Annotated in this window: 18 protein-coding genes; 11 read left to right on the forward strand and 7 right to left on the reverse strand. The window is 60.0% G+C overall.

The window, feature by feature from the left end:
- Positions 1 to 20: 20 nt before the first annotated feature.
- A complete protein-coding gene (locus tag HB860_RS08310) occupies positions 21 to 2,525 on the reverse strand; it encodes a DNA translocase FtsK (protein WP_247626323.1) in 2,505 nt (834 codons plus the stop codon).
- Between the two features lie 192 nt (positions 2,526 to 2,717).
- Positions 2,718 to 3,209 (reverse strand): leucine-responsive transcriptional regulator Lrp, encoded by a 492-nt coding sequence (gene lrp / locus HB860_RS08315; protein ID WP_005300047.1) that lies wholly within the window; start codon positions 3,207 to 3,209, stop codon positions 2,718 to 2,720.
- A gap of 150 nt (positions 3,210 to 3,359) precedes the next feature.
- Between lrp and ald the strand changes: the two genes are divergently transcribed.
- The 3 genes from ald to HB860_RS08330 all read left to right on the forward strand — a co-directional run bounded on the left by ald (position 3,360) and on the right by HB860_RS08330 (position 6,907).
- Positions 3,360 to 4,475 carry an alanine dehydrogenase gene (gene ald / locus HB860_RS08320; RefSeq protein WP_205641603.1) on the forward strand — a complete coding sequence of 372 codons (1,116 nt, stop codon included), beginning with the start codon at positions 3,360 to 3,362 and terminating at the stop codon, positions 4,473 to 4,475.
- Between the two features lie 183 nt (positions 4,476 to 4,658).
- Entirely contained in the window at positions 4,659 to 5,609 is a 951-nt protein-coding gene (gene trxB / locus HB860_RS08325; RefSeq protein ID WP_139435455.1) for a thioredoxin-disulfide reductase, read from the forward strand.
- Between the two features lie 56 nt (positions 5,610 to 5,665).
- On the forward strand, positions 5,666 to 6,907 hold the full coding sequence (locus tag HB860_RS08330; protein ID WP_247626324.1) for a diguanylate cyclase: 1,242 nt from the start codon (positions 5,666 to 5,668) through the stop codon (positions 6,905 to 6,907).
- A gap of 102 nt (positions 6,908 to 7,009) precedes the next feature.
- On the opposite strand, the gene HB860_RS08335 is transcribed toward HB860_RS08330, so the two are convergent.
- Entirely contained in the window at positions 7,010 to 7,480 is a 471-nt protein-coding gene (locus tag HB860_RS08335) for a glycine zipper 2TM domain-containing protein (RefSeq protein WP_139435451.1), read from the reverse strand.
- Between the two features lie 17 nt (positions 7,481 to 7,497).
- Here HB860_RS08335 and aat point away from each other — a divergent pair, with 17 nt between their 5' ends.
- Genes aat through infA form a run of 3 tightly spaced genes read left to right on the forward strand, consistent with a single transcriptional unit; the run spans position 7,498 to position 9,205 of the window.
- Positions 7,498 to 8,205 carry a leucyl/phenylalanyl-tRNA--protein transferase gene (gene aat / locus HB860_RS08340; protein WP_247626325.1) on the forward strand — a complete coding sequence of 236 codons (708 nt, stop codon included), beginning with the start codon at positions 7,498 to 7,500 and terminating at the stop codon, positions 8,203 to 8,205.
- Positions 8,202 to 8,918, forward strand: coding sequence for an arginyltransferase (locus HB860_RS08345; RefSeq protein ID WP_247626326.1), 717 nt, complete (start codon positions 8,202 to 8,204; stop codon positions 8,916 to 8,918). Before aat ends, HB860_RS08345 begins: the two co-directional genes overlap by 4 nt.
- Complete coding sequence (gene infA / locus HB860_RS08350) at positions 8,888 to 9,205, forward strand: translation initiation factor IF-1 (protein ID WP_231557514.1); 318 nt, start codon at positions 8,888 to 8,890, stop codon at positions 9,203 to 9,205. The genes HB860_RS08345 and infA overlap by 31 nt, the downstream gene beginning before the upstream one ends.
- A 69-nt stretch (positions 9,206 to 9,274) precedes the next feature.
- On the opposite strand, the gene clpA is transcribed toward infA, so the two are convergent.
- Complete coding sequence (gene clpA / locus HB860_RS08355) at positions 9,275 to 11,527, reverse strand: ATP-dependent Clp protease ATP-binding subunit ClpA (RefSeq protein WP_106886978.1); 2,253 nt, start codon at positions 11,525 to 11,527, stop codon at positions 9,275 to 9,277.
- 60 nt (positions 11,528 to 11,587) lie between these two features.
- Positions 11,588 to 11,905, reverse strand: coding sequence for an ATP-dependent Clp protease adapter ClpS (clpS, locus tag HB860_RS08360; RefSeq protein WP_005325410.1), 318 nt, complete (start codon positions 11,903 to 11,905; stop codon positions 11,588 to 11,590).
- Positions 11,906 to 12,133: 228 nt separating this feature from the next.
- Here clpS and cspD point away from each other — a divergent pair, with 228 nt between their 5' ends.
- Positions 12,134 to 12,352 (forward strand): cold shock-like protein CspD, encoded by a 219-nt coding sequence (gene cspD / locus HB860_RS08365; RefSeq protein ID WP_005300025.1) that lies wholly within the window; start codon positions 12,134 to 12,136, stop codon positions 12,350 to 12,352.
- A 126-nt stretch (positions 12,353 to 12,478) separates the two neighbouring features.
- On the opposite strand, the gene asd is transcribed toward cspD, so the two are convergent.
- Positions 12,479 to 13,591, reverse strand: coding sequence for an aspartate-semialdehyde dehydrogenase (asd, locus tag HB860_RS08370; RefSeq protein ID WP_247626327.1), 1,113 nt, complete (start codon positions 13,589 to 13,591; stop codon positions 12,479 to 12,481).
- Between the two features lie 329 nt (positions 13,592 to 13,920).
- Here asd and sugE point away from each other — a divergent pair, with 329 nt between their 5' ends.
- Entirely contained in the window at positions 13,921 to 14,235 is a 315-nt protein-coding gene (gene sugE, locus HB860_RS08375) for a quaternary ammonium compound efflux SMR transporter SugE (RefSeq protein ID WP_139435442.1), read from the forward strand.
- A gap of 81 nt (positions 14,236 to 14,316) precedes the next feature.
- Here sugE and HB860_RS08380 read toward each other — a convergent pair whose 3' ends face one another.
- Positions 14,317 to 15,015 carry a B3/B4 domain-containing protein gene (locus HB860_RS08380; RefSeq protein ID WP_205641596.1) on the reverse strand — a complete coding sequence of 233 codons (699 nt, stop codon included), beginning with the start codon at positions 15,013 to 15,015 and terminating at the stop codon, positions 14,317 to 14,319.
- A gap of 310 nt (positions 15,016 to 15,325) precedes the next feature.
- Between HB860_RS08380 and ycaO the strand changes: the two genes are divergently transcribed.
- From ycaO to pflB, 3 genes are all read left to right on the forward strand, one after another.
- Positions 15,326 to 17,086 (forward strand): 30S ribosomal protein S12 methylthiotransferase accessory factor YcaO, encoded by a 1,761-nt coding sequence (gene ycaO, locus HB860_RS08385; protein ID WP_139435438.1) that lies wholly within the window; start codon positions 15,326 to 15,328, stop codon positions 17,084 to 17,086.
- Between the two features lie 381 nt (positions 17,087 to 17,467).
- Complete coding sequence (gene focA, locus HB860_RS08390) at positions 17,468 to 18,316, forward strand: formate transporter FocA (RefSeq protein WP_139435436.1); 849 nt, start codon at positions 17,468 to 17,470, stop codon at positions 18,314 to 18,316.
- Positions 18,317 to 18,357: 41 nt separating this feature from the next.
- The gene (gene pflB / locus HB860_RS08395; protein WP_139435434.1) at positions 18,358 to 20,640 is read left to right on the forward strand and encodes a formate C-acetyltransferase; all 2,283 of its coding nucleotides are present in this window, start codon (positions 18,358 to 18,360) and stop codon (positions 20,638 to 20,640) included.
- Positions 20,641 to 20,669 lie beyond the last annotated feature (29 nt).

Consider the following 20,669-nt stretch of genomic DNA (forward strand, 5'->3'; position numbering starts at 1 on the left):
GGCCAGGATGATATGAAGGCTTAATCACGCACCGGGGGCGGTGCCAGCACGTCGCGCTGGCCGTTGCCCCCCGGAGAGCTGACGATGCCCTGGTTTTCCATCTGCTCGATGAGACGGGCCGCCCGGTTGTAACCAATCTTGAACTTGCGCTGCACGCTGGAGGTCGAGCCACGGCGGGATTCCACCACGAAGGCGACCGCCTCGTCGAACAGGGGATCCAGCTCCTCGTCACCCCCGCCGCCGTACTCGCCGCCACCGCCCTCGCCATCCGACTCACCGGAGAGGATCTCGTCGATGTAGTTCGGCTCGCCGCGCAGTTTCCAGTCCGCCACCACCTTGTGCACCTCGTGGTCATCGACGAAGGCGCCGTGGACCCGGGTCGGGTTGGAGGTGCCGGCGGGCATGTAGAGCATGTCCCCCATGCCGAGCAGGGATTCGGCGCCGCCCTGATCCAGGATGGTGCGGGAATCTATCTTGCTCGACACCTGGAAGGAGATCCGGGTCGGGATGTTGGCCTTGATGAGGCCGGTGATGACATCCACCGAGGGGCGCTGGGTCGCGAGGATCAGGTGAATACCGGCCGCCCGCGCCTTCTGGGCGATACGGGCAATCAGCTCTTCCACCTTCTTGCCGACGATCATCATCATGTCGGCGAACTCGTCCACCACCACCACTATGTGGGGCAGCTTCTCCAGCTCCGGCGGCATCTGATCCATGGAGTCACCCGGACGCCACAGGGGATCCCGCAGGGGCTCGCCCTCGGCGGCCGCGGCCAGCACCTTGTCGTTGTAACCCTTGAGGTTGCGCACCCCGACCGCAGACATCAGCTTGTAGCGACGCTCCATCTCGCCGACGCACCAGCGCAGGGCGTTGGCCGCATCCTTCATGTCGGTGACCACCTCGGTCAGCAGATGGGGGATACCTTCGTAGACCGAGAGCTCCAGCATCTTGGGGTCGATCATGATGAAGCGCAGATCGTCCGGTGTCGACTTGTAGAGCATGGAGATGATCATGGTGTTGACCCCCACCGACTTGCCGGAACCCGTGGTACCGGCCACCAGCAGGTGGGGCATCTTGGCGAGGTTCACCACCACGGGTTCCCCCGCGATGTCCTGCCCCAGCCCCATGGTCAGCGGATTGTGGCTGCCAGAGAAGGCCTCGCAGTCCAGGGTCTCACGCAGGTAGACGGTCTGGCGCACCCGGTTGGGCAGCTCGATGCCGACGAAGGTCTTGCCCGGGATAACCTCCACCACCCGCACGCTGCTGGCGGAGAGGGAACGGGCGAGATCCCGCGACAGGTTGGTGATCTTGCTCGCCTTCATGCCCGGCGCCAGATCCAGCTCGAAGCGGGTGATGACCGGGCCCGGATAGACGCCGACCACCTTGGCCTGGACGTTGTAGTCGGCGAGTTTCGCCTCCACCAGCCGGCCCATGCGGTCCAGCTCGTCCTTGCTCATCATCTGGGTCTTGGCGGGCGGGCGGTCGAGCAGCTCTATGCTCGGCAGCGGCGCCATGGCGGGCTGGGGGCGACGCTTGGGCTTGACCGGTGCGGCCACCGCAGGCGCGTCAGCCTCCTCCCCTTCCGCCCAGGGCAGATCGAGTTCGTCATCCCCGTCATCGGCCAGGGCCGGCTGACGGCGGGCATTGGCAACGGCGGCGCGCTTGGGTCTGGCCACGGGCGCCGGCTCGTCCTCTTCATCATCGAATTGCGGATCGAACTGGAAGGTGTCGTCATCGAGCTCCGGCAGCCATTCGTCAGATTTTGACTTCTGGCTCCCCTTGGCCTTGGGGTTGCGCGTCCAGCTGCTATGGGGCTCGTCCTCTTCCTCGTCGAGATCCAGAGCGCCCACGCCCCCTTCCAGCAGGGGATCCGGCCCCTCAAAACGGGGCTGGCGCCAGCCGCCGGTCAACCAGCGGCCCAGGGTCGTCGGGAAATGGTAGATGGCGCTGACGCTGCCGGTGCAGGTGGCACCTATCCGCTCGACTATGGTGAGCCAGGACCAGCCGGTGAACAGGGTGATGCCGGTGGCCACGAAGCAGAGCAGCATCAGGTTGGCCCCGACGCCGCCAAACAGGGGCACCACGGCGGAGGCTATCACGTCTCCCACCAGGCCGCCTGCGGAGAAGTTCTGCAAGTCATTGAAGTTCATGCTGGCGATGGCGGACATGCCGAGCACCGTCAGGACGAAGCCGATGATGCGCACCGACAGGGTGAGATAGTCCACCTCCAGCAGCCGGCTCGGGCGCCAGAACAGGCTCCAGCCGAGCAGCACCACCAGGGGAGGCACCAGATAGGAGAAGGCCCCGAAGGTGAACATGGTGATGTCGGCGAGCCAGGCACCGGCGCTGCCCGCCAGGTTCTTCACCTCTCCCTGCCAGGAGGTCTGGGACCAACCGGGATCGGCGGGATGGTAGGTCAACAGGGCAAGCAAGAGATAGGCAGCCATCAGGGTGATGGCGATCAAGACGGCCTCGAAGATCCGTTGCGTACCTGACAAAGGAGTAAACAGCTTTTTATCGGCCAAACTCCGGCTCCTTTCTGAAAACATGTAATGCGGGGATAGGGGGCCTAGTATCCCTGAAAAGCCCACCGATTGTCAGCCAGTGCCTGAGGGCGGGGCCATGAATACAGTAATAAGAAGAAACGAGCGGACCGGCCGCTCGTTTCTGACTATCGTGACTCGTCGTGGTGCTTGCAAGTCACAGCACAATCCCGCTTATCGGGTGCTGATCACCAGACGGCTGCTCTGCTTGACCTCTTCCATCACCACATAGGTACGGGTGTCATTGACGCCGGGCAGACGCAGCAGGGTTTCCCCCAGCAGGCGGCGATAGGCCGACATGTCGCTGACGCGGGTCTTGAGCAGATAGTCGAAATCACCGGACACCAGATGGCACTCCTGGATCTCTTCGAGCACCTGAACAGCCTTGTTGAACTGTTCGAACACGTCGGGGGCGCCACGATTGAGGGTAATTTCCACGAACACCAGCAGAGACGCATCCAGATAATGAGGGTTCAGAATAGCGGCATATCCTTCGATATAACCTTGACGCTCGAGGCGACGAACCCGTTCCAGACACGGTGTGGGACTCAGGCCAACTCGTTTGGACAACTCAACGTTCGAAATCCTGCCATCCTTTTGCAGTTCATTCAGAATGTTGCGGTCAATCCTGTCCAAATCCTTTAGCCGACTCTTAGCTTCCATCATTTAATTCCATCCTTTGGCTATTTTTTGGTAAGAATCACCAGTCATTTTATAATAATGGTCACAAATCCTGTCAATACCTGAATATACTAGGCGCAAATGTTGCTTAACATCTGGGCAACATAAACCACCAATCGATAGACGAGGGATAGCATGATTATCGGTGTACCTAAGGAAATAAAAAACCATGAATATCGCGTAGGCATGGTTCCGGCCAGTGTACGTGAACTGACAGCACGAAACCATACCGTTTTCGTCCAAAGCGGCGCAGGAAATGGCATTGGCTTCAGTGACGCAGATTATCTGGCTGCCGGAGCCGAAATTCTGGCCTCCGCGGCAGACGTTTTCGCCAAGGCGGAGATGATCGTCAAGGTCAAGGAACCCCAGGCGGTGGAACGCGCCATGCTGCGTCCGGGCCAGACCCTCTTTACCTACCTGCACCTGGCGCCAGATCTGGCCCAGACCCGGGAGCTGGTCGACAGTGGCGCCGTCTGCATCGCCTACGAGACCGTCACCGACGGCCGTGGCGGCCTGCCCCTGCTGGCCCCCATGTCGGAAGTGGCCGGACGCATGTCTATTCAGGCCGGCGCCCAGGCGCTGGAGAAGTCCCGCGGCGGCAGCGGCGTGCTGCTCGGCGGCGTGCCCGGTGTGGAGCCGGCCAAGGTGGTGATCATCGGTGGTGGCGTGGTGGGTTCCAACGCAGCCCGCATGGCCATCGGCCTGCGTGCGGACGTGACCATACTCGACAACAACATCGACACCCTGCGCCGTCTTGACAGCGAGTTCCAGGGGGCGGCCAAGGTGGTCTACTCCAATCGCGAGACCCTGGAGCGCCACCTGCTGGCGGCGGATCTGGTCATCGGCGGCGTGCTGGTGCCGGGCGCCACTGCGCCAAAACTTGTCAGCCGTGACCACATTGCACGCATGAAGCCGGGCTCCGCCATCGTGGACGTGGCCATCGATCAGGGCGGCTGCGTCGAGACCTCTCACGCCACCACCCACGAGGATCCCACCTTCATCGTCGACGAGGTGGTGCACTACTGCGTGGCCAACATGCCGGGCGCCGTGGCGCGGACCTCCACAGTGGCCCTGAACAACGCCACCCTGCCCTTCATCATCAAGCTGGCGGAACAGGGCTATCGCGGTGCACTGCTCGGCGATCCCCACCTGTTACACGGCCTGAACGTGATGGCGGGCAAGATCACCTGCAAGGAGGTCGCCGTGGCGCACAACCTGGCCTACACGGATCCCCTGACCCTGCTGAACTGATCCCGCCCCCGCAAGGGAGCGTCGATGAGTGAAAATCCGCCCGCGATGGGCGGTTTTTTTATGGCGCAATCCGGCCACCCTCCCCCCTCTTTGGCGATTGCCACAATCGACGCCCTGGCCTTTGACCCCGGATCACGAATTACCTACAATCGCGCAAACTCATCACGTCTCGGAAAACACATCATGAGCCAAGTCACTCATAGCAAACTGCTGATCCTGGGATCAGGCCCGGCGGGTTACACCGCCGCCGTCTACGCCGCCCGCGCCAACCTCAATCCCCTGCTCATCACCGGCATGCAGCAAGGTGGTCAGCTGACCACCACCACAGAGGTGGAAAACTGGCCAGGGGACGCGGAAGGGCTGACCGGCCCGGCCCTGATGGAGCGCATGAAAGAGCATGCGGAAAAATTCGATACCCGCATCCTGTTTGATCACATCAATGAAGTGGAGCTGACCCAGCGCCCCTTCCGTCTCAAGGGTGACAACGGTGAATACAGCTGCGACGCGCTGATCATCGCCACCGGCGCCTCCGCCAAGTACCTGGGGCTGCCTTCCGAGGAGTCCTTCAAGGGCCGTGGCGTCTCCGCCTGTGCCACCTGTGACGGCTTCTTCTACCGCAACCAGGAAGTGGCCGTGGTCGGCGGCGGCAACACCGCCGTGGAAGAGGCGCTCTATCTGGCCAACATCGCCAAGAAGGTGCACCTCATCCACCGCCGCGACGAGTTCCGCGCCGAGAAGATCCTGATCAAGCGCCTCAATGACAAGGTCGAGAGCGGCAACATAGTGCTGCACACTCACCAGACCCTGGACGAGGTGCTGGGTGACAACATGGGCGTGACCGGCGTGCGCCTGCGCAGCACCCGCGACGACTCTACCTCCGAGCTGCCGCTGATGGGGGTCTTCATCGCCATCGGCCACCAACCCAACACCCAGATCTTCGAAGGCCAGCTGGCGATGGAAAACGGCTACCTCAAGGTGCGGGGCGGCCTGGAAGGGTTCGCGACCCAGACCAGCATCCCGGGCGTGTTTGCCGCCGGCGACGTGGCCGACCACGTTTACCGTCAGGCGATCACCTCAGCCGGTACCGGCTGCATGGCGGCCCTGGATGCCGAGCGATATCTGGACGCACAATAAGCACAAGGATATAAAGGGCATGCCAAGTGGCATGCCCTTTTCTTTTAAGGAGCCGGATGAAACGGAAAATTTTGATTGTGGAAGACAGCCTGACGGTGCGCCGCATGTTGACCCAGGCCATTGCGCAGCAAACCGGGCTGGAGATAGATGCGTTCGATACCCTGGAGGGGGCCCGTGACTGCCAGGGCGAAGAGTACGTGGTCGCCCTGGTGGATCTCACCCTGCCGGATGCCCCGAGCGGAGAAGCCGTCAGCGTGCTGCTGGCGCGGGGCTTGCCCGTGGTGATCCTCACCGCCGACATCAGCGAGGAGAAACGGGAAGCCTGGCTGGAGGCCGGAGTGCTGGATTACGTGATGAAGGATTCACGCCACTCCCTGCAATACGCCGTCAGCCTGGTGCACCGCCTCTACCTCAACCAGGCCATCGAGGTACTGGTGGTGGATGACTCCCGCACCTCCCGTCATCGCACCGCCGCCCAGCTGCGCAAGCAGCTGCTGCTGGTGCACGAGGCAACCTGCGCCCGGGATGCCCTGGCCCTGCTGGAGCAGCACCCCGCCATTCGCCTGATGCTGGTGGATTACTACATGCCTGAGATAGACGGCATCAGCCTGGTGCGGATGCTGCGGGAGCGCTACAGCAAGCAGCAGCTCGCCATCATCGGCATCTCGGTATCGGACAAGCACGGCCTCTCTGCCCGCTACCTCAAGCAGGGGGCGAACGATTTTCTCAACCAGCCGTTCGAGCCCGAGGAGCTGCAGTGCCGGGTCAGCCACAATCTGGAGGCCCTTGAGCAGTTCAACAGCATCCAGGAGTCGGCCAATCGTGACTACCTGACCGGGCTCTACAACCGGCGCTACTGGTTCAACGAGGGGCAGAAGTGGTTCGAGGAGCATCAGCGTCAGCAGGCGCAGCTCGCCCTGTGCGTGCTCGATGTGGATCATTTCAAGCAGGTCAACGATCACTGGGGCCATGCCATCGGCGATGAGCTGCTCTGCCACCTGACCCGGCTGCTCACCCAGTTCTTCCCGGATGCCATGATAGCCCGTTTCGGTGGCGAGGAGTTTGCCCTGATGGTGCCCCACTGCCCGGTGCCCGTGCTGCTCAAGCGGCTGGAAGGGTTGCGGCAACAGCTGCGTCAGCAGCCGCTGTCACGGGAAGTGCCGCTGTTTGTGCGCGCCAGCTTTGGCGTCATCAATGTCGGGCGGCTCTCCATGGACGAGGCGCTCTGCGAGGCAGATCGCCAGCTGTATCAGGCAAAGAACACGGGTCGTGACAAAATAGTATCCCAGGACGCCTGAGCACGTCTCGAGTGAGACGCTCCGTGTAGTACCGCCCGGCGCCCCTTGCGGCCGCCGGGTTATTCTCCCTCCTCACGCCATCCCTGCCGCCCACGGGGTTCCTCAATAGGTCTTGTCGACCCGCACCCCATCGCTGAAATAGAGGATGCGCACCTTGTCTCCGCTCGCAAACACCATGGCAGGATCGTAATCCTGGATCACGTTGATGAGCCCGTCCTGCTCATTGCGGATCAAGAGTTCCACCAGCTTGTTCTCCACCACGCTGCCGCCGGACTGATAGTGCTGCACCGCGGCCGCCCCCGCCAATGCCCCCACGGCGGTGGCGATCTCCCGCCCATGACCGCCGCCAAACTGGTTGCCAAGCAGCCCCCCCAGCACGGCGCCACCCAGGGTTTTCCAGCCGGTATGCTCGGACTCCACCACCTGGCGCTGGGTGATGTTGCGCACCGTATCCACCTGGCCAAACACCACCTGATCCACGGGGCGCGCCGTGTTGCGCTCATAGGGTGCAGCCCAGGCGGGCGCCGTGACAAAGCCGAGCAAGCTGGATACTATCAGGATAATGGCCTTCATCTGTGAACCTCTGTCTTATGTCTCGCTATCTCACCGAACTGGATGATGAGCTGTGCTGGTTTCCCTCCCCCAGCCATGCGCTGGAAGAGCCCAACGGTCTGCTGGCGATCGGGGGAGATCTCTCCCCTGCTCGATTGCTGGCAGCTTATCACAGCGGGATCTTTCCGTGGAATGAGCCACACCAGCCGCTGCTGTGGTGGTCGCCGGATCCCAGGGGGGTGATAGTGCCCGATGAGCTGCACATAGGGCGCAGCCTGCAGAAGTGTCTGCGCCGCACCCCCTTCGACATTACCATCGATAGCGCCTTCGATGAGGTGATAGCGGCCTGCGCCGCCCCCCGTCGCAACGCCAGTGGCACCTGGATAAGCGCCCCCATGATCGACGCCTATCGGCTGTTGCACCGCCTGGGCCATGCCCACTCCATCGAGATCTGGCAGGATGGTAAGTTGCAGGCGGGGCTCTATGGTCTCTCCCTTGGCCGCCTCTTCTGCGGTGAATCCATGTTCAGCCGCATCGATAACGGCGCCAAACTGGCCATGGTGGCGCTCTGTCGTCACTTTTCACGCCATGGGGGGGCCCTCATCGACTGCCAGATGCAGAACGACTTCCTGGCCACCTTGGGGGTCCAGGAGTGGCCAAGAAGCCGCTTTCTGACCACATTGGCGAGCCTGATCAGGCAACCACTGCAGGACGGTTGCTGGCAGCAGAGGAGAATCAGTCTATGACAGAAGAAGTGATCCTCAAGGTAGGCCTGACCCCCAGACACCCGTGCAGCTACCTTGGCCATGAGCAGGAGCAGTTGCTGGTACTGATGGATCATGAGCTGCTCAATGCGGCCGGTTACGAACGACTGCTGACGGCGGGATTCAGGCGCAGTGGCAACGACATCTATCGCCCCCATTGCCCGGCCTGCAGCGCCTGCCAGTCACTACGCATCCACAGCGAGCGTTTCGTGCCGAACCGTAGCCAGAAACGCGTTCGTCAGCTGAACCGGGATCTCGAGCTGGTACTGAGTTACGACGACAAACCCGAGTATTACCAGCTCTATGAGCGCTACATCCGCGAGCGCCACCACGATGGCAGCATGTACCCACCGAGCCGGACCCAGTACAAGGGATTCCTGCACTGCGACTGGATGCCACCGCTCTACATGGAGATACGCAAGGAGGGATGCCTCATCGGCGTGGCCACCACTGACCTGCTGCCTCACTCCATGAGCGCCATGTATACCTTCTTCGATCCCGATTATGCCGACCGATCTCTGGGCACCTTTGCCATTCTGAGCCAGTTGGAACTGGCCAGGCGCACCGGTCGCAGCTGGCTGTATCTGGGCTATCTGGTGGAGGCCTGTCGCAAGATGAATTACAAGCGCCAGTACCTGCCCCACGAGCTGCTGGTGCAGGGAGAATGGAAAAATATCGACACCAAGCCCGAGTAAACTTTACACATAGCCTTAAATCCGGCATGATCCAGCGGTTTTTTGTTGTGGCTTATCAAGAGGATTCAATGGCTAAAGAAGACAGTATTGAGATGCAGGGTACCATTCTCGAAACCTTGCCCAATACCATGTTCCGTGTGGAACTGGAAAATGGTCACGTGGTTATCGCTCATATTTCCGGCAAGATGCGCAAAAACTACATCCGTATCCTGACTGGGGACAAAGTAACGGTGGCTCTGACTCCGTACGATCTCTCCAAGGGACGTATTGTTTTCCGCTCTCGCTAAGCCAGGAATTCAGCAAAAAACCCCAGCCTCGCGGTTGGGGTTTTTTGTCGTTTCTGGCCTCAATCACATTTAGTGAGAGACAGCTTCAACATTGACCTGGAAGTCAAAGCTGAGGCTGTTATTCACCAGCTCCACTCTCACCACTCCGCCATCGACCAGTGAACCGAACAGGATCTCATTGGCCAACGGCTTCTTGAGGTGCTCCTGAATGACCCGCCCCATGGGTCTTGCACCCATTGCCCGATCATAACCCTTCTCGGCCAACCAGTGGCGCGCCTCTTCAGATACCTCCAGTGACACCCCTTTGGCATCCAGCTGTACCTGCAGCTCGACGATGAACTTGTCGACCACCTGATGGATCACCGTCATGTCCAGATGGTTGAACCAGATGGTGTGATCGAGCCGGTTGCGGAACTCCGGGCTGAAGGTCTTGTTGATCACCGCCATGGCATCGTGGCTCATGTCCTGCTGCTGGAAGCCAATGGACTTGCGCTGGGTCTCCTGTACGCCCGCGTTGGTGGTCATCACCAGGATCACGTTGCGAAAATCGGCCTTGCGTCCGTTGTTGTCCGTCAGGGTGCCATTGTCCATCACTTGCAGCAGCAGGTTGAAGACATCCGGGTGCGCCTTCTCGATCTCGTCCAGCAGCACCACCGAATGGGGATGCTTGAGCACCGAGTCGGTTAGCAAGCCGCCCTGCTCGAAGCCCACATAGCCGGGAGGCGCCCCGATCAGGCGGGAGACGGTATGGCGCTCCATGTATTCGGACATGTCAAAGCGCAGTACCTCGACCCCGAGCGCCTTGCCGAGCTGCTGGGTGACTTCGGTCTTGCCCACCCCGGTCGGGCCGGCAAACAGGAAGCAGCCCACAGGGCGACGCTCGTTGCCAAGGCCGGAACGCGACAGCCGGATGGCATCGGTCAATACGGTGATGGCCTTGTCCTGGCCGAACACCACCATCTTGAGGTTGCGCTCCAGGTTCTTCAGCACCTCCTTGTCGGAAGAGGAGACTGATTTCTCCGGGATCCGGGCAATCTTCGCGACTATGGCCTCGATCTCCGGCACATTGATCACTTTTTTACGCTTGCTGACCGGCAACAGACGTTGCCCCGCCCCCGCCTCGTCGATCACGTCGATGGCCTTGTCCGGCAGGTGTCGATCATTGATGTACTTGGCGGAGAGCTCGACCGCGGCGCGGATGGCCTTGACGGTGTAACGCACGCCATGGTGCGCCTCATAACGGCTCTTGAGCCCCATCAGGATGCGGGTGGTGTCATCTATGCTCGGCTCGACGATGTCGATCTTCTGGAAGCGGCGCGCCAGTGCCCGATCTTTCTCGAAGATCTGGGAATATTCCTGATAGGTGGTTGATCCCACACAGCGCAGCAGACCATTGGAGAGCAGCGGCTTGATGAGGTTGGCCGCATCCAGCTGACCGCCGGAGGCTGCACCCGCCCCAATGATGGTATGGATCTCGTCGATGAAGAGGATGGCCCCTTCCTGGCGCTCGATCTGCTTGAGCAGTACCTTGAGGCGCTTCTCGAAGTCGCCGCGGTACTTGGTGCCTGCCAGCAGGGAGCCCATGTCCAGAGAATAGATGGTGCTGTTTGCTATCACCTCGGGCACGTCACCCTTGACGATACGATACGCGAGCCCCTCGGCGATGGCAGTCTTGCCCACCCCGGCCTCCCCCACCAGCAAGGGATTATTCTTGCGGCGACGGCAGAGCACCTGAATGGTGCGACTCAGCTCCTGATCGCGACCGATCAGCGGGTCGATGCGCCCCTCCAGCACCAGCTGGTTGAGGTTGGTGGCAAAGCTCTCGATCTGGGCGGAGGAGACCTCATCATCGGACTCGGCATTGTTGCCGCCACTCTCGGGCTTGCTGTCTTTGCGCACCCCGTGGGAGAGGAAGTTCACCACGTCCAGCCGGCTGATTTCGGCTTTTTTCAGGAAGTAAGCGGCCTGGGACTCCTGCTCGCTGAAGATGGCGACCAGCACATTGGCACCGCTCACCTCGGTATTGCCCGACGACTGGACATGGAACACGGCACGTTGCAGCACGCGCTGGAAGCCAAGGGTCGGTTGGGTTTCTCTGTCTTCGTCATCGCGGGGGATGAGCGGGGTCGTTTGATTGATGAATGCGCGAATTTCCTTGCGCATCTGCTCCACATCCGCACCACACGAACTCAGCGCCTCATGGGCTGAGCTGTTATCCAGCAGGGCTAACAACAGGTGCTCGACGGTCATGAATTCGTGGCGCTCGTCACGGGCCAGTTTGAAAGCCTCGTTCAGCGTCTTTTCTAGATCTTTGTTCAACATAGGCACCTCCCCTCAGTACAGCAACAATGCGGTGTCGTTATCGCCATCAAGTCATCAGATTCAAGCCTTTTCCATGGTACATAGCAGTGGATGTTCGTTGTTACGTGAATAGGTGTTGACCTGGACCACTTTGGTCTCGGCAATCTCGGCGGTAAAAGTGCCGCAGACTCCCTTACCACTATAATGCACGCTCAGCATGACCTGAGTGGCCTTCTCCAGATCCATACCAAAGAACCTTTGCAGCACCTCCACCACGAACTCCATCGGTGTGTAGTCATCGTTGTTCAAGACGACCTTGTACATGGGTGGCGGTTGCAGCTTCGTTTTCTCTGCTTCTGCAATCTCTTCATTAGCAAAGAGTTCTTTCTGCTTGCTCATAGTTGCGCTTTGGTACCTCTAGATTACTACCGTCTCGCTCAAGATTGTCAATAGACTTGTTAACCAGATCACATCGGTTGTTAACAACTTCTTGACTCGCTTAAAAGTTGGACTAGATTGGTTACTTGCTAATCGGCGCCCGTCTGCTACGGGGTGATGCTCTAGTTATATAAGGCTGGCGCAGGTTACTCAACGACTTCAGGGTAATCAATAAAAGGATGTAGATGTATGGCAACCGGAACAGTCAAGTGGTTCAACAACGCAAAAGGATTTGGGTTTATCTGTCCGGAAGGCGGTGGTGAAGACATCTTCGCTCACTACTCCACGATTCAAATGGAAGGTTACAAGACCCTCAAAGCGGGTCAGGCAGTCAACTTTGAACTGCAGCAGGGGCCGAAAGGAAATCACGCCTCTGTCATCGTGCCAAACGAAGCACAGAACATGTAAGAGTCAAACTGGATAAATCGAAAAACGGCATCCCACAAGGATGCCGTTTTTTTATGTCGCTCGGTGTGTCGGTACAATAAGAAAGGCTAGGCCTTCCTTATTGTGTGCTCTTGCGAGCTATCCCTGTCAGCGCGCCAGCAGGATGTTGAGCATGCGGCGCAGGGGCTCGGCGGCGCCCCACAGCAGCTGGTCACCCACGGTGAAGGCCGCCAGGTATTCCGGGCCCATGTTGAGCTTGCGCAGACGACCTACCGGGATGCTGAGGGTGCCGGTGACGGCGGCCGGGGTCAGCTCACGGGCGGTGATGTCGCGATCGTTGGGGATCACCTTGACCCAGTCGTTGTGGGCGGCCAGCAGGGCCTCGATCTCGGGAAGCGGCACGTCTTTCTTCAGCTTGATGGTGAAGGCCTGGCTGTGGCAACGCAGGGCGCCGATCCGCACGCAGAGACCATCCACCGGAATAGCGGCATCTTCGATCCCCAGTATCTTGTTGGTCTCGGCCTGGCCCTTCCACTCTTCGCGGCTCTGGCCGTTGTCGAGCTTGGTGTCGATCCAGGGGATCAGGCCACCAGCGAGCGGCACGCCGAAGTTGTCCACCGGCAGGGTGCCGGAGCGGGTCTTCTCGGTGATCTTGCGCTCGATGTCGAGGATGGCGGAGGCGGAATCCGCCAGCTCCACCGCCACTTCGTCGCGCAGCAGCCCCATCTGGGTGACCAGCTCGCGCATGTGGCGCGCGCCACCGCCCGATGCGGCCTGATAGGTGGCCACGCTCACCCACTCCACCAGATCGGCCTTGAACAGGCCCCCCAGGGCCAGCAGCATCAGGCTGACGGTGCAGTTGCCGCCCACGAAGGTCTTGATCCCCCTGTCCAGCGCCTCGTCGATCACGTCGCCGTTGACCGGATCCAGGATGATGACGGCGTCCTTCTCCATGCGCAGGGAGGAGGCGGCATCAATCCAGTAACCCTGCCAGCCAGCGGCCAGCAGACGGGGATAGACATCCTTGGTGTAGTCGCCACCCTGAGCCGTGATGATGATCTCCTGCGCGGCCAGCGCCTCGATATCGAAGGCGTCCTGCAAGGTGCCGGCATCGACGCCGAAATTGGGGGCGGCCTCACCGGCCTGGGAGGTGGTGAAGAAGGTGGGTTGAATGCGGGCAAAATCCTTCTCTTCCTGCATCCGGCTCATCAGTACCGAACCCACCATGCCACGCCAACCGACCAAACCAACTTTTTTCATAATGTCCTACCCTGGATAGCTGCTGTAAAAATGAAGTCTCATATGCCGTGATCCCTTGCCGGACGCGGGTCCGTTCACAAATCGGCCACAAGCATGATGTGTAATTAATGCGTCTGTCCACATTACGGATTGTGGCGACGGGCGCAAGTCGAATTGCGCAATATTCTGTGTCGTTTGCCGCAATAACCATGGGTTCCGGGCCACCGCGCTTGGCGAACTCCCCATCGGTCAGGCATCATGATGTCCGACTGGCAACCACTGCCCCCTGGGGACGACCCCAAGGCCTTCTTGACTCGCAGGGACGACCCTGCCCCGCCTGGAATACTCATATGCCCTGGTTACTGCTGCTACTGGCCGGCCTGTTCGAGGTCGCCTGGGCCATCGGCCTCAAGTACACCGACGGTTTCAGCCGTCCCCTCCCCACCCTGCTGACCCTGATCGCCATGGGGGTGAGCGTGTTGTTGCTCGCCATGGCGGTCAAGCAGCTGCCCCTTGGCACCGCCTACGCGGTCTGGACCGGCATAGGCGCGGTCGGCACGGTGTTGATGGGGATCTGGCTGTTCAACGAGCCGGCCACCCTGGCCCGTGTGCTTTGCCTGCTGCTGATCATCGGCGGTATCCTGGGGCTCAAGTTGATCGGCTGATAACGAGATGGAAGCCTAGTCCCACGACGTCCCAGCAGCGCGTATAAAACATGGCCACCCTGGGTGGCCATTCTGTTCTCCTCATGCCCCGCCGGGGTTTCCTATCAGCACGCTCTCTATCCGGGCGCCCGGCATCATCTGCCTTAACCCCTCGATCAGCCGATCACCGGCCTCCTGCAGCGCCGCCAGCGGCATTTCAGGCAAGCTTTCCAGGATGAACCACATCTGCCCGGACTCGGCGCTGAGCCGGGTTCTGGTCCCCTGACGCCAATTCCAGCGGCGACAGGTCACGCCTCTGTCATCACACCAGACCACCTCGCCAGGTTCGGGGGTCTCGTGGGCAGGGGCCCCCTCCTTCATGGTGTCAAACAGCTCGGTGCCATCGGCAATGATCAGCCGGGGCGACCCCTCATAAGCGGTGAGATCCTCCCCACCGACGGGGATGGCGTATTCGATGCTGATGGCGTTGTAGAGATCGACGACGGGATCGATGCAAGGCAGGCTGCCCTCCCGTTGCACCCGCTTGAGCAGCGCCTGTGCCGAGCAGGGGGTACGCTGGGGCTTGGCACCGAAGCGCTTGAACACCTCCCCCCAGGCGGACAGATGCTCCTGTGCCCAGGGCGCACCGCCCGCCGCGACGGATTGGCAGGCCCGCGCCAGCGCTTGTGCGCCGACGTTGCGATCGACCATGGTGGCCCCGTCTACCTGGATGCTCAGGGCCCGGAATCCCGGGGCCAGCCTGGTCACCCTGGCATCAATCTGTGGTGTCATGAATGGCATAGCAACTCCCAATAAATGATCCGTGGTGAAGGCGATAACGGCAGACGAGGCCAGATGACCCATCCCCGGAGGGCACGCCCGTGATGCTTGTCACCACCAAGAAACAAGTCGGCACTATGATGGGCGACGGCATGACATAAAAAAATCTACTTTTTCTTAATGTTGTTCAGGAGAGCTAATAACCCAGACTATCCAGGCCGCCGACAGCCCCCTGACCCGCACCTGGAATGGGATTGTCCTGGCCGCTTTTCCCGCCACTCATGCTATTATCTGCGACCGAACATGAGCCATTAAAAATCAGGATATTGTGATGACCGACCACACTTTTATTCCCGGCAAGGACGCGGCGCTGGAAGACTCCATCGAGCGGTTCCAGACCAAGTTGCAGGCCCTGGGGTTTGATATCGAAGAGGCCTCCTGGCTCAACCCCGTGCCCAACGTCTGGTCCGTGCACATCCGGGACAAAGAGTGCGCCCTCTGCTTCACCAACGGCAAGGGAGCCAGCAAGAAGGCGGCCCTGGCTTCGGCCCTGGGGGAGTATTTCGAGCGTCTCTCCACCAACTACTTCTTCGCCGACTTCTATCTGGGCGAGCAGGTGGCAAATGGTGACTTCGTCCACTACCCGAACGAGAAGTGGTTCCCCATCCAGGGTGACCAACTGCCTGCCGGCCTGCTCGACAGCTTCACCCGCAAGTTCTACAACCCGGATGGCGAAGTGACGGCCGACATGCTGGTGGATCTGCAATCCGGCAACGAGGAGCGCGGTATCGTCGCCCTGCCGTTCGAGCGTCAGTCCGATCATCAGACCGTCTATATCCCGATGAACATCATCGGCAACCTCTATGTCTCCAACGGCATGAGCGCCGGCAACACCAAGACCGAGGCCCGCACCCAGGGCTTGTCCGAGGTCTTCGAGCGCCACGTGAAGAACAAGATCATCGCCGAGGCCATCAGCCTGCCCGAGATCCCGAGCGAGGTGATCGCCCGCTATCCCGGCATCAAGGCCTCCATCGATGCGCTGGAGGCCGAAGGCTTCCCCATCTACAGCTTCGATGCCTCCCTCGGCGGACGTTATCCGGTCATCTGCGTGGTGCTGCTCAACCCGAGCAACGGCACCTGCTTTGCCTCCTTCGGCGCCCACCCGCGCTTCGAGGTCGCCTTCGAGCGCACCGTCACCGAGCTGCTGCAGGGCCGTGGCCTGAAGGATCTGGACGTGTTCGTGCCGCCGTCATTCGACAACGAGCAGGTGGCGGATCACCACAATCTGGAGACCCACTTCATCGACTCGTCCGGCCTCATCAGCTGGGATCTGTTCAAGCAGGAGTCCGACTTCGAGTTTGCCGACTGGGACTTCCGCGGCACCTCCCAGCAGGAGTTCGACCACCTGATCGGCATCTTCCACGAGCTGGAGCAGCCGGTCTACATCGCCGACTACGAGCACCTGGGCGTCTACGCCTGCCGCATCCTGGTGCCGGGCATGTCCGACATCTATCCGGTGGAAGATCTGCTGCTGGCCAACAACACCATGGGCGCCCACCTGCGGGAGACCATACTGGCGCTGCCGTCCCTGGAGTGGGACGCGGAGCAGTACATGGCGCTCTTTGATCAGCTGGATGAAGAGGGTCACGACGAGCGCACCCGGGTGCGCGAGCTGCTCGGCATCGCCGCCGCCAAGGGCACAGCCCTGCACACCCTGCGGGTCGGTGAGCTCAAAGCCATGCTGGCGCTGGCCGCGGGCGAGCTGGAGAGCGCACTGGATCTCATCGACTGGACCATGGAGTTCAACCAGTCGGTGTTCCCGGCGGATCGCGCCCGCTACTACCGCGCCCTGCGCGCCTGCGTCGAGCTGTTCCTGGACGAGGATCGTGACCCCGAGCAGTACCGCCCGGTGTTCACCCGCATGTTCGGGGAAGAGACCCTGGCGCAGGCCTGGGCCCACGCCAGCGGCGAGGCGCGTTTCCACGGGCTGGAGGCGGCCGATCTGTCCCTCTCCCAGTTCCCGCTGCATCAGAAATTGCTCGCGGCCTACGAGAAACTGCAAAAAGCCAAACGAATCCATACGTGGAACTGATATGCTAGTGTGACGAAGGGGCCTGATGGCCCCTTCTGTTTTATGGTCTACGCTTTGGCGGGCCCTTACTCAAAGATGAAATAAATAACAAAAAATACCTCTTAGGGGGTTGTCAAATTGAGGTTCATCATGTTCGGGGGGTGTAAAGGTGCATTGCCGGTGCTTTTTTTGATGAGAAAGATATAAATCATTAAAAATCATGACATTAAAAATAGACCCATTTCTGTTTCACCTGAAACCTGGTGTAAAGTCAAGCTTCCGGATGAAGAAAAAACCTGTAGTAAAATTACATTCACAATCTGTAATTCTTGATCGGAGTCAATTTTGGGGATCAGCCCCTTTGTTATGATTTCCACAGGCAAAATATGCAGGTACTGAGAATTGAAAGCAGAATCTCCCTTTGATTGTCTGAAGCCCGAAGCCATAGCCGCGCTGGCAGAAGACATTACCTATGCCAAGGCAACCAAGCCCGCCCACAAGGTCATTCCTCTGGCCATCACGGCAGGTGCTTTCATCGCCATCGCATTCGTCTTCTACATCACGGTCACCACGGGATCGAGCGGCATGGCCTGGGGCATGTCCAAGCTGGTCGGCGGTCTCTGTTTCTCCCTCGGTCTCATTCTGTGCGTGCTGCTCGGTGCCGAGCTGTTCACCTCCACCACCCTGACTCTGGTGGCCAAGGCCGCCAACCGCATCAGCTGGGCTCAGCTGTTCAAGAACTGGGGTCTGGTCTACTTCGGCAACCTCATCGGCGGGCTCATCATAGTCGCGCTCATCATCATGTCGGCCGAATACACGGCGGCGGATGGTCAGTGGGGGCTGAATGCCATGAAAGTGGCCCAGCACAAGATCCATCACACCTTCTTCGAGGCCCTGGCGCTCGGCATCCTCTGCAACCTCATGGTGTGTCTCGCCGTGTGGATGGCCTTCGGCGCCCGCAGCGCCACCGACAAGGTGATGGTGATGCTGCTCCCCGTCGCCATGTTCGTGGCCTCCGGCTTTGAGCACAGCATCGCAAACATGTTTATGATCCCGGTCGGCATCGCCATCCATGCGGTAGCAGGCCCGGAATTCTGGCAGGCCATCGGCCAGGACCCGGCATCGTTCGCCGATCTGACCGTATCCAACTTCGTCCTAAACAACCTCATTCCGGTCACCCTTGGTAATATCATTGGTGGCGGCGTCATGGTTGGTCTGACTTACTGGTTTATCTTCCGTCGCCATCATTAAGGATGGCGGCAGACACATAAATACCTTGAGAGGTAATGAAAATGGCAGAACTTAACGAACAGTTCCAAAAAGCATGGGAAGGCTTCGCGGCCGGTGAATGGCAGACCTCTGTCAACACCCGTGACTTCATCCAGAAGAACTACACCCCGTATGAAGGTGACGAGTCCTTCCTGGCTGGCGCGACCGAAGCCACCACCAAGCTGTGGGACAAGGTCATGGAAGGGATCAAGATCGAGAACCGCACTCACGCGCCGGTCGATTTTGATACCGACCTGCCCTCCACCATTACCGCTCACGATGCCGGCTATATCGACCAGAGCCTGGAGCAAATCGTCGGTCTGCAGACCGACAAGCCGCTCAAGCGCGCCATCATCGCCAACGGCGGTATCAAGATGGTCAAGACCTCTTGCGAAGTCTACGGCCGTCAGCTCGACCCCATGGTCGAGAAGATCTTCACCGAGTACCGCAAGACCCACAACCAGGGTGTGTTCGACGTCTACACCAAGGACATCCTGAACTGCCGTAAATCCGGCGTAATCACAGGTCTGCCGGATGCCTACGGCCGTGGCCGCATCATCGGTGACTACCGCCGTGTTGCCCTGTACGGTATCGACTTCCTGATGGCCGACAAGCTGGCCCAGTTCAAGTCCCTGCAGGCCGATCTGGAAAACGGTGTCAACCTGGAAGCCACCATCCGTCTGCGCGAAGAGATCTCCGAGCAGCACCGTGCCCTGGCCCAGATGAAGGTGATGGCCGCCAAATATGGCTGCGACATCTCAGTGCCGGCCAAGACCGCCAAAGAAGCCGTACAGTGGACCTACTTCGCCTACCTGGCGGCAGTCAAGTCCCAGAACGGTGCCGCCATGTCCTTCGGTCGTACCTCCAGCTTCCTGGACGTCTACATCGAGCGTGACCTGAAGAAAGGCCTGCTGACCGAGCAAGAAGCCCAGGAGCTGATGGACCACATGGTCATGAAGCTGCGTATGGTTCGCTTCCTGCGTACCCCGGAATACGATTCACTGTTCTCCGGCGACCCGATGTGGGCCACCGAGACCCTGGCCGGTATGGGCGTTGATGGCCGTACCCTGGTCACCAAGAACAGCTTCCGTATGCTGAACACCCTGTACACCATGGGCCCGTCCCCTGAGCCGAACCTGACCATCCTGTGGTCCGAGAAGCTGCCGGTCGGTTTCAAGAAGTACTGTGCCAAGGTATCCATCGAGACCTCTTCCGTTCAGTACGAGAACGACGACCTGATGCGTCCGGACTTCAACAACGATGACTACGCCATCGCTTGCTGTGTGTCCCCGATGATCATCGGCAAACAGATGCAGTTCTTCGGCGCTCGTGCCAACCTGGCCAAGACCATGCTGTATGCAATCAACGGCGGTATGGACGAGAAGCTCAAGATCCAGGTCGGCCCGAAAACCGAAATGGTCAAGTCCGAGTACCTCGACTACAACGACGTGATGGATCGCTTGGATCACTTCATGGACTGGCTGGCCAAGCAGTACGTCGCCGCCCTGAACATCATCCACTACATGCACGACAAGTACAGCTACGAAGCCTCCCTGATGGCGCTGCACGACCGTGACGTCTATCGCACCATGGCGTGCGGCATCGCCGGTCTGTCCGTGGCGGCCGACTCCCTGTCTGCCATCAAGTACGCCAAGGTCAAGCCGGTTCGTGACGAAGATGGTGTCTCCATCGACTTCGAGATCGAAGGCGAGTACCCGCAGTTCGGTAACAACGACGCCCGCGTCGATGACATCGCCTGTGACCTGGTCGAGCGCTTCATGAAGAAAATTCAGAAGCTCAACACCTACCGCGGTGCCGTGGCTACCCAATCCGTGCTGACCATCACCTCCAACGTGGTGTACGGCAAGAAGACAGGTAACACCCCGGATGGCCGTCGCGCCGGTGCGCCGTTCGGCCCGGGTGCCAACCCGATGCACGGTCGTGACCAGAAGGGTGCGGTTGCATCCCTGACTTCCGTCGCCAAGCTGCCGTTCGCCTACGCCAAAGATGGTATCTCCTATACCTTCTCCATCGTACCGAACGCCCTGGGCAAAGACATGGAAGCCCAGAAAGCCAACCTGGCCGGCCTGATGGATGGTTACTTCCACCACGAGTCCAACCTGGAAGGCGGTCAGCACCTGAACGTCAACGTGATGAACCGTGAAATGCTACTGGACGCCATGGAAAACCCGGAGAAATATCCGCAGTTGACCATCCGCGTATCCGGTTATGCCGTTCGCTTCAACTCCTTGACCAAGGAGCAACAGCAAGACGTCATCACCCGTACCTTCACCGCTTCTCTGTAATAGAGTCTCGGTGAACAAAAACCGGCGCC

Origin of the sequence: Aeromonas genomosp. paramedia, assembly GCF_023093515.1 — a bacterium.
Taxonomy (GTDB): domain Bacteria; phylum Pseudomonadota; class Gammaproteobacteria; order Enterobacterales; family Aeromonadaceae; genus Aeromonas.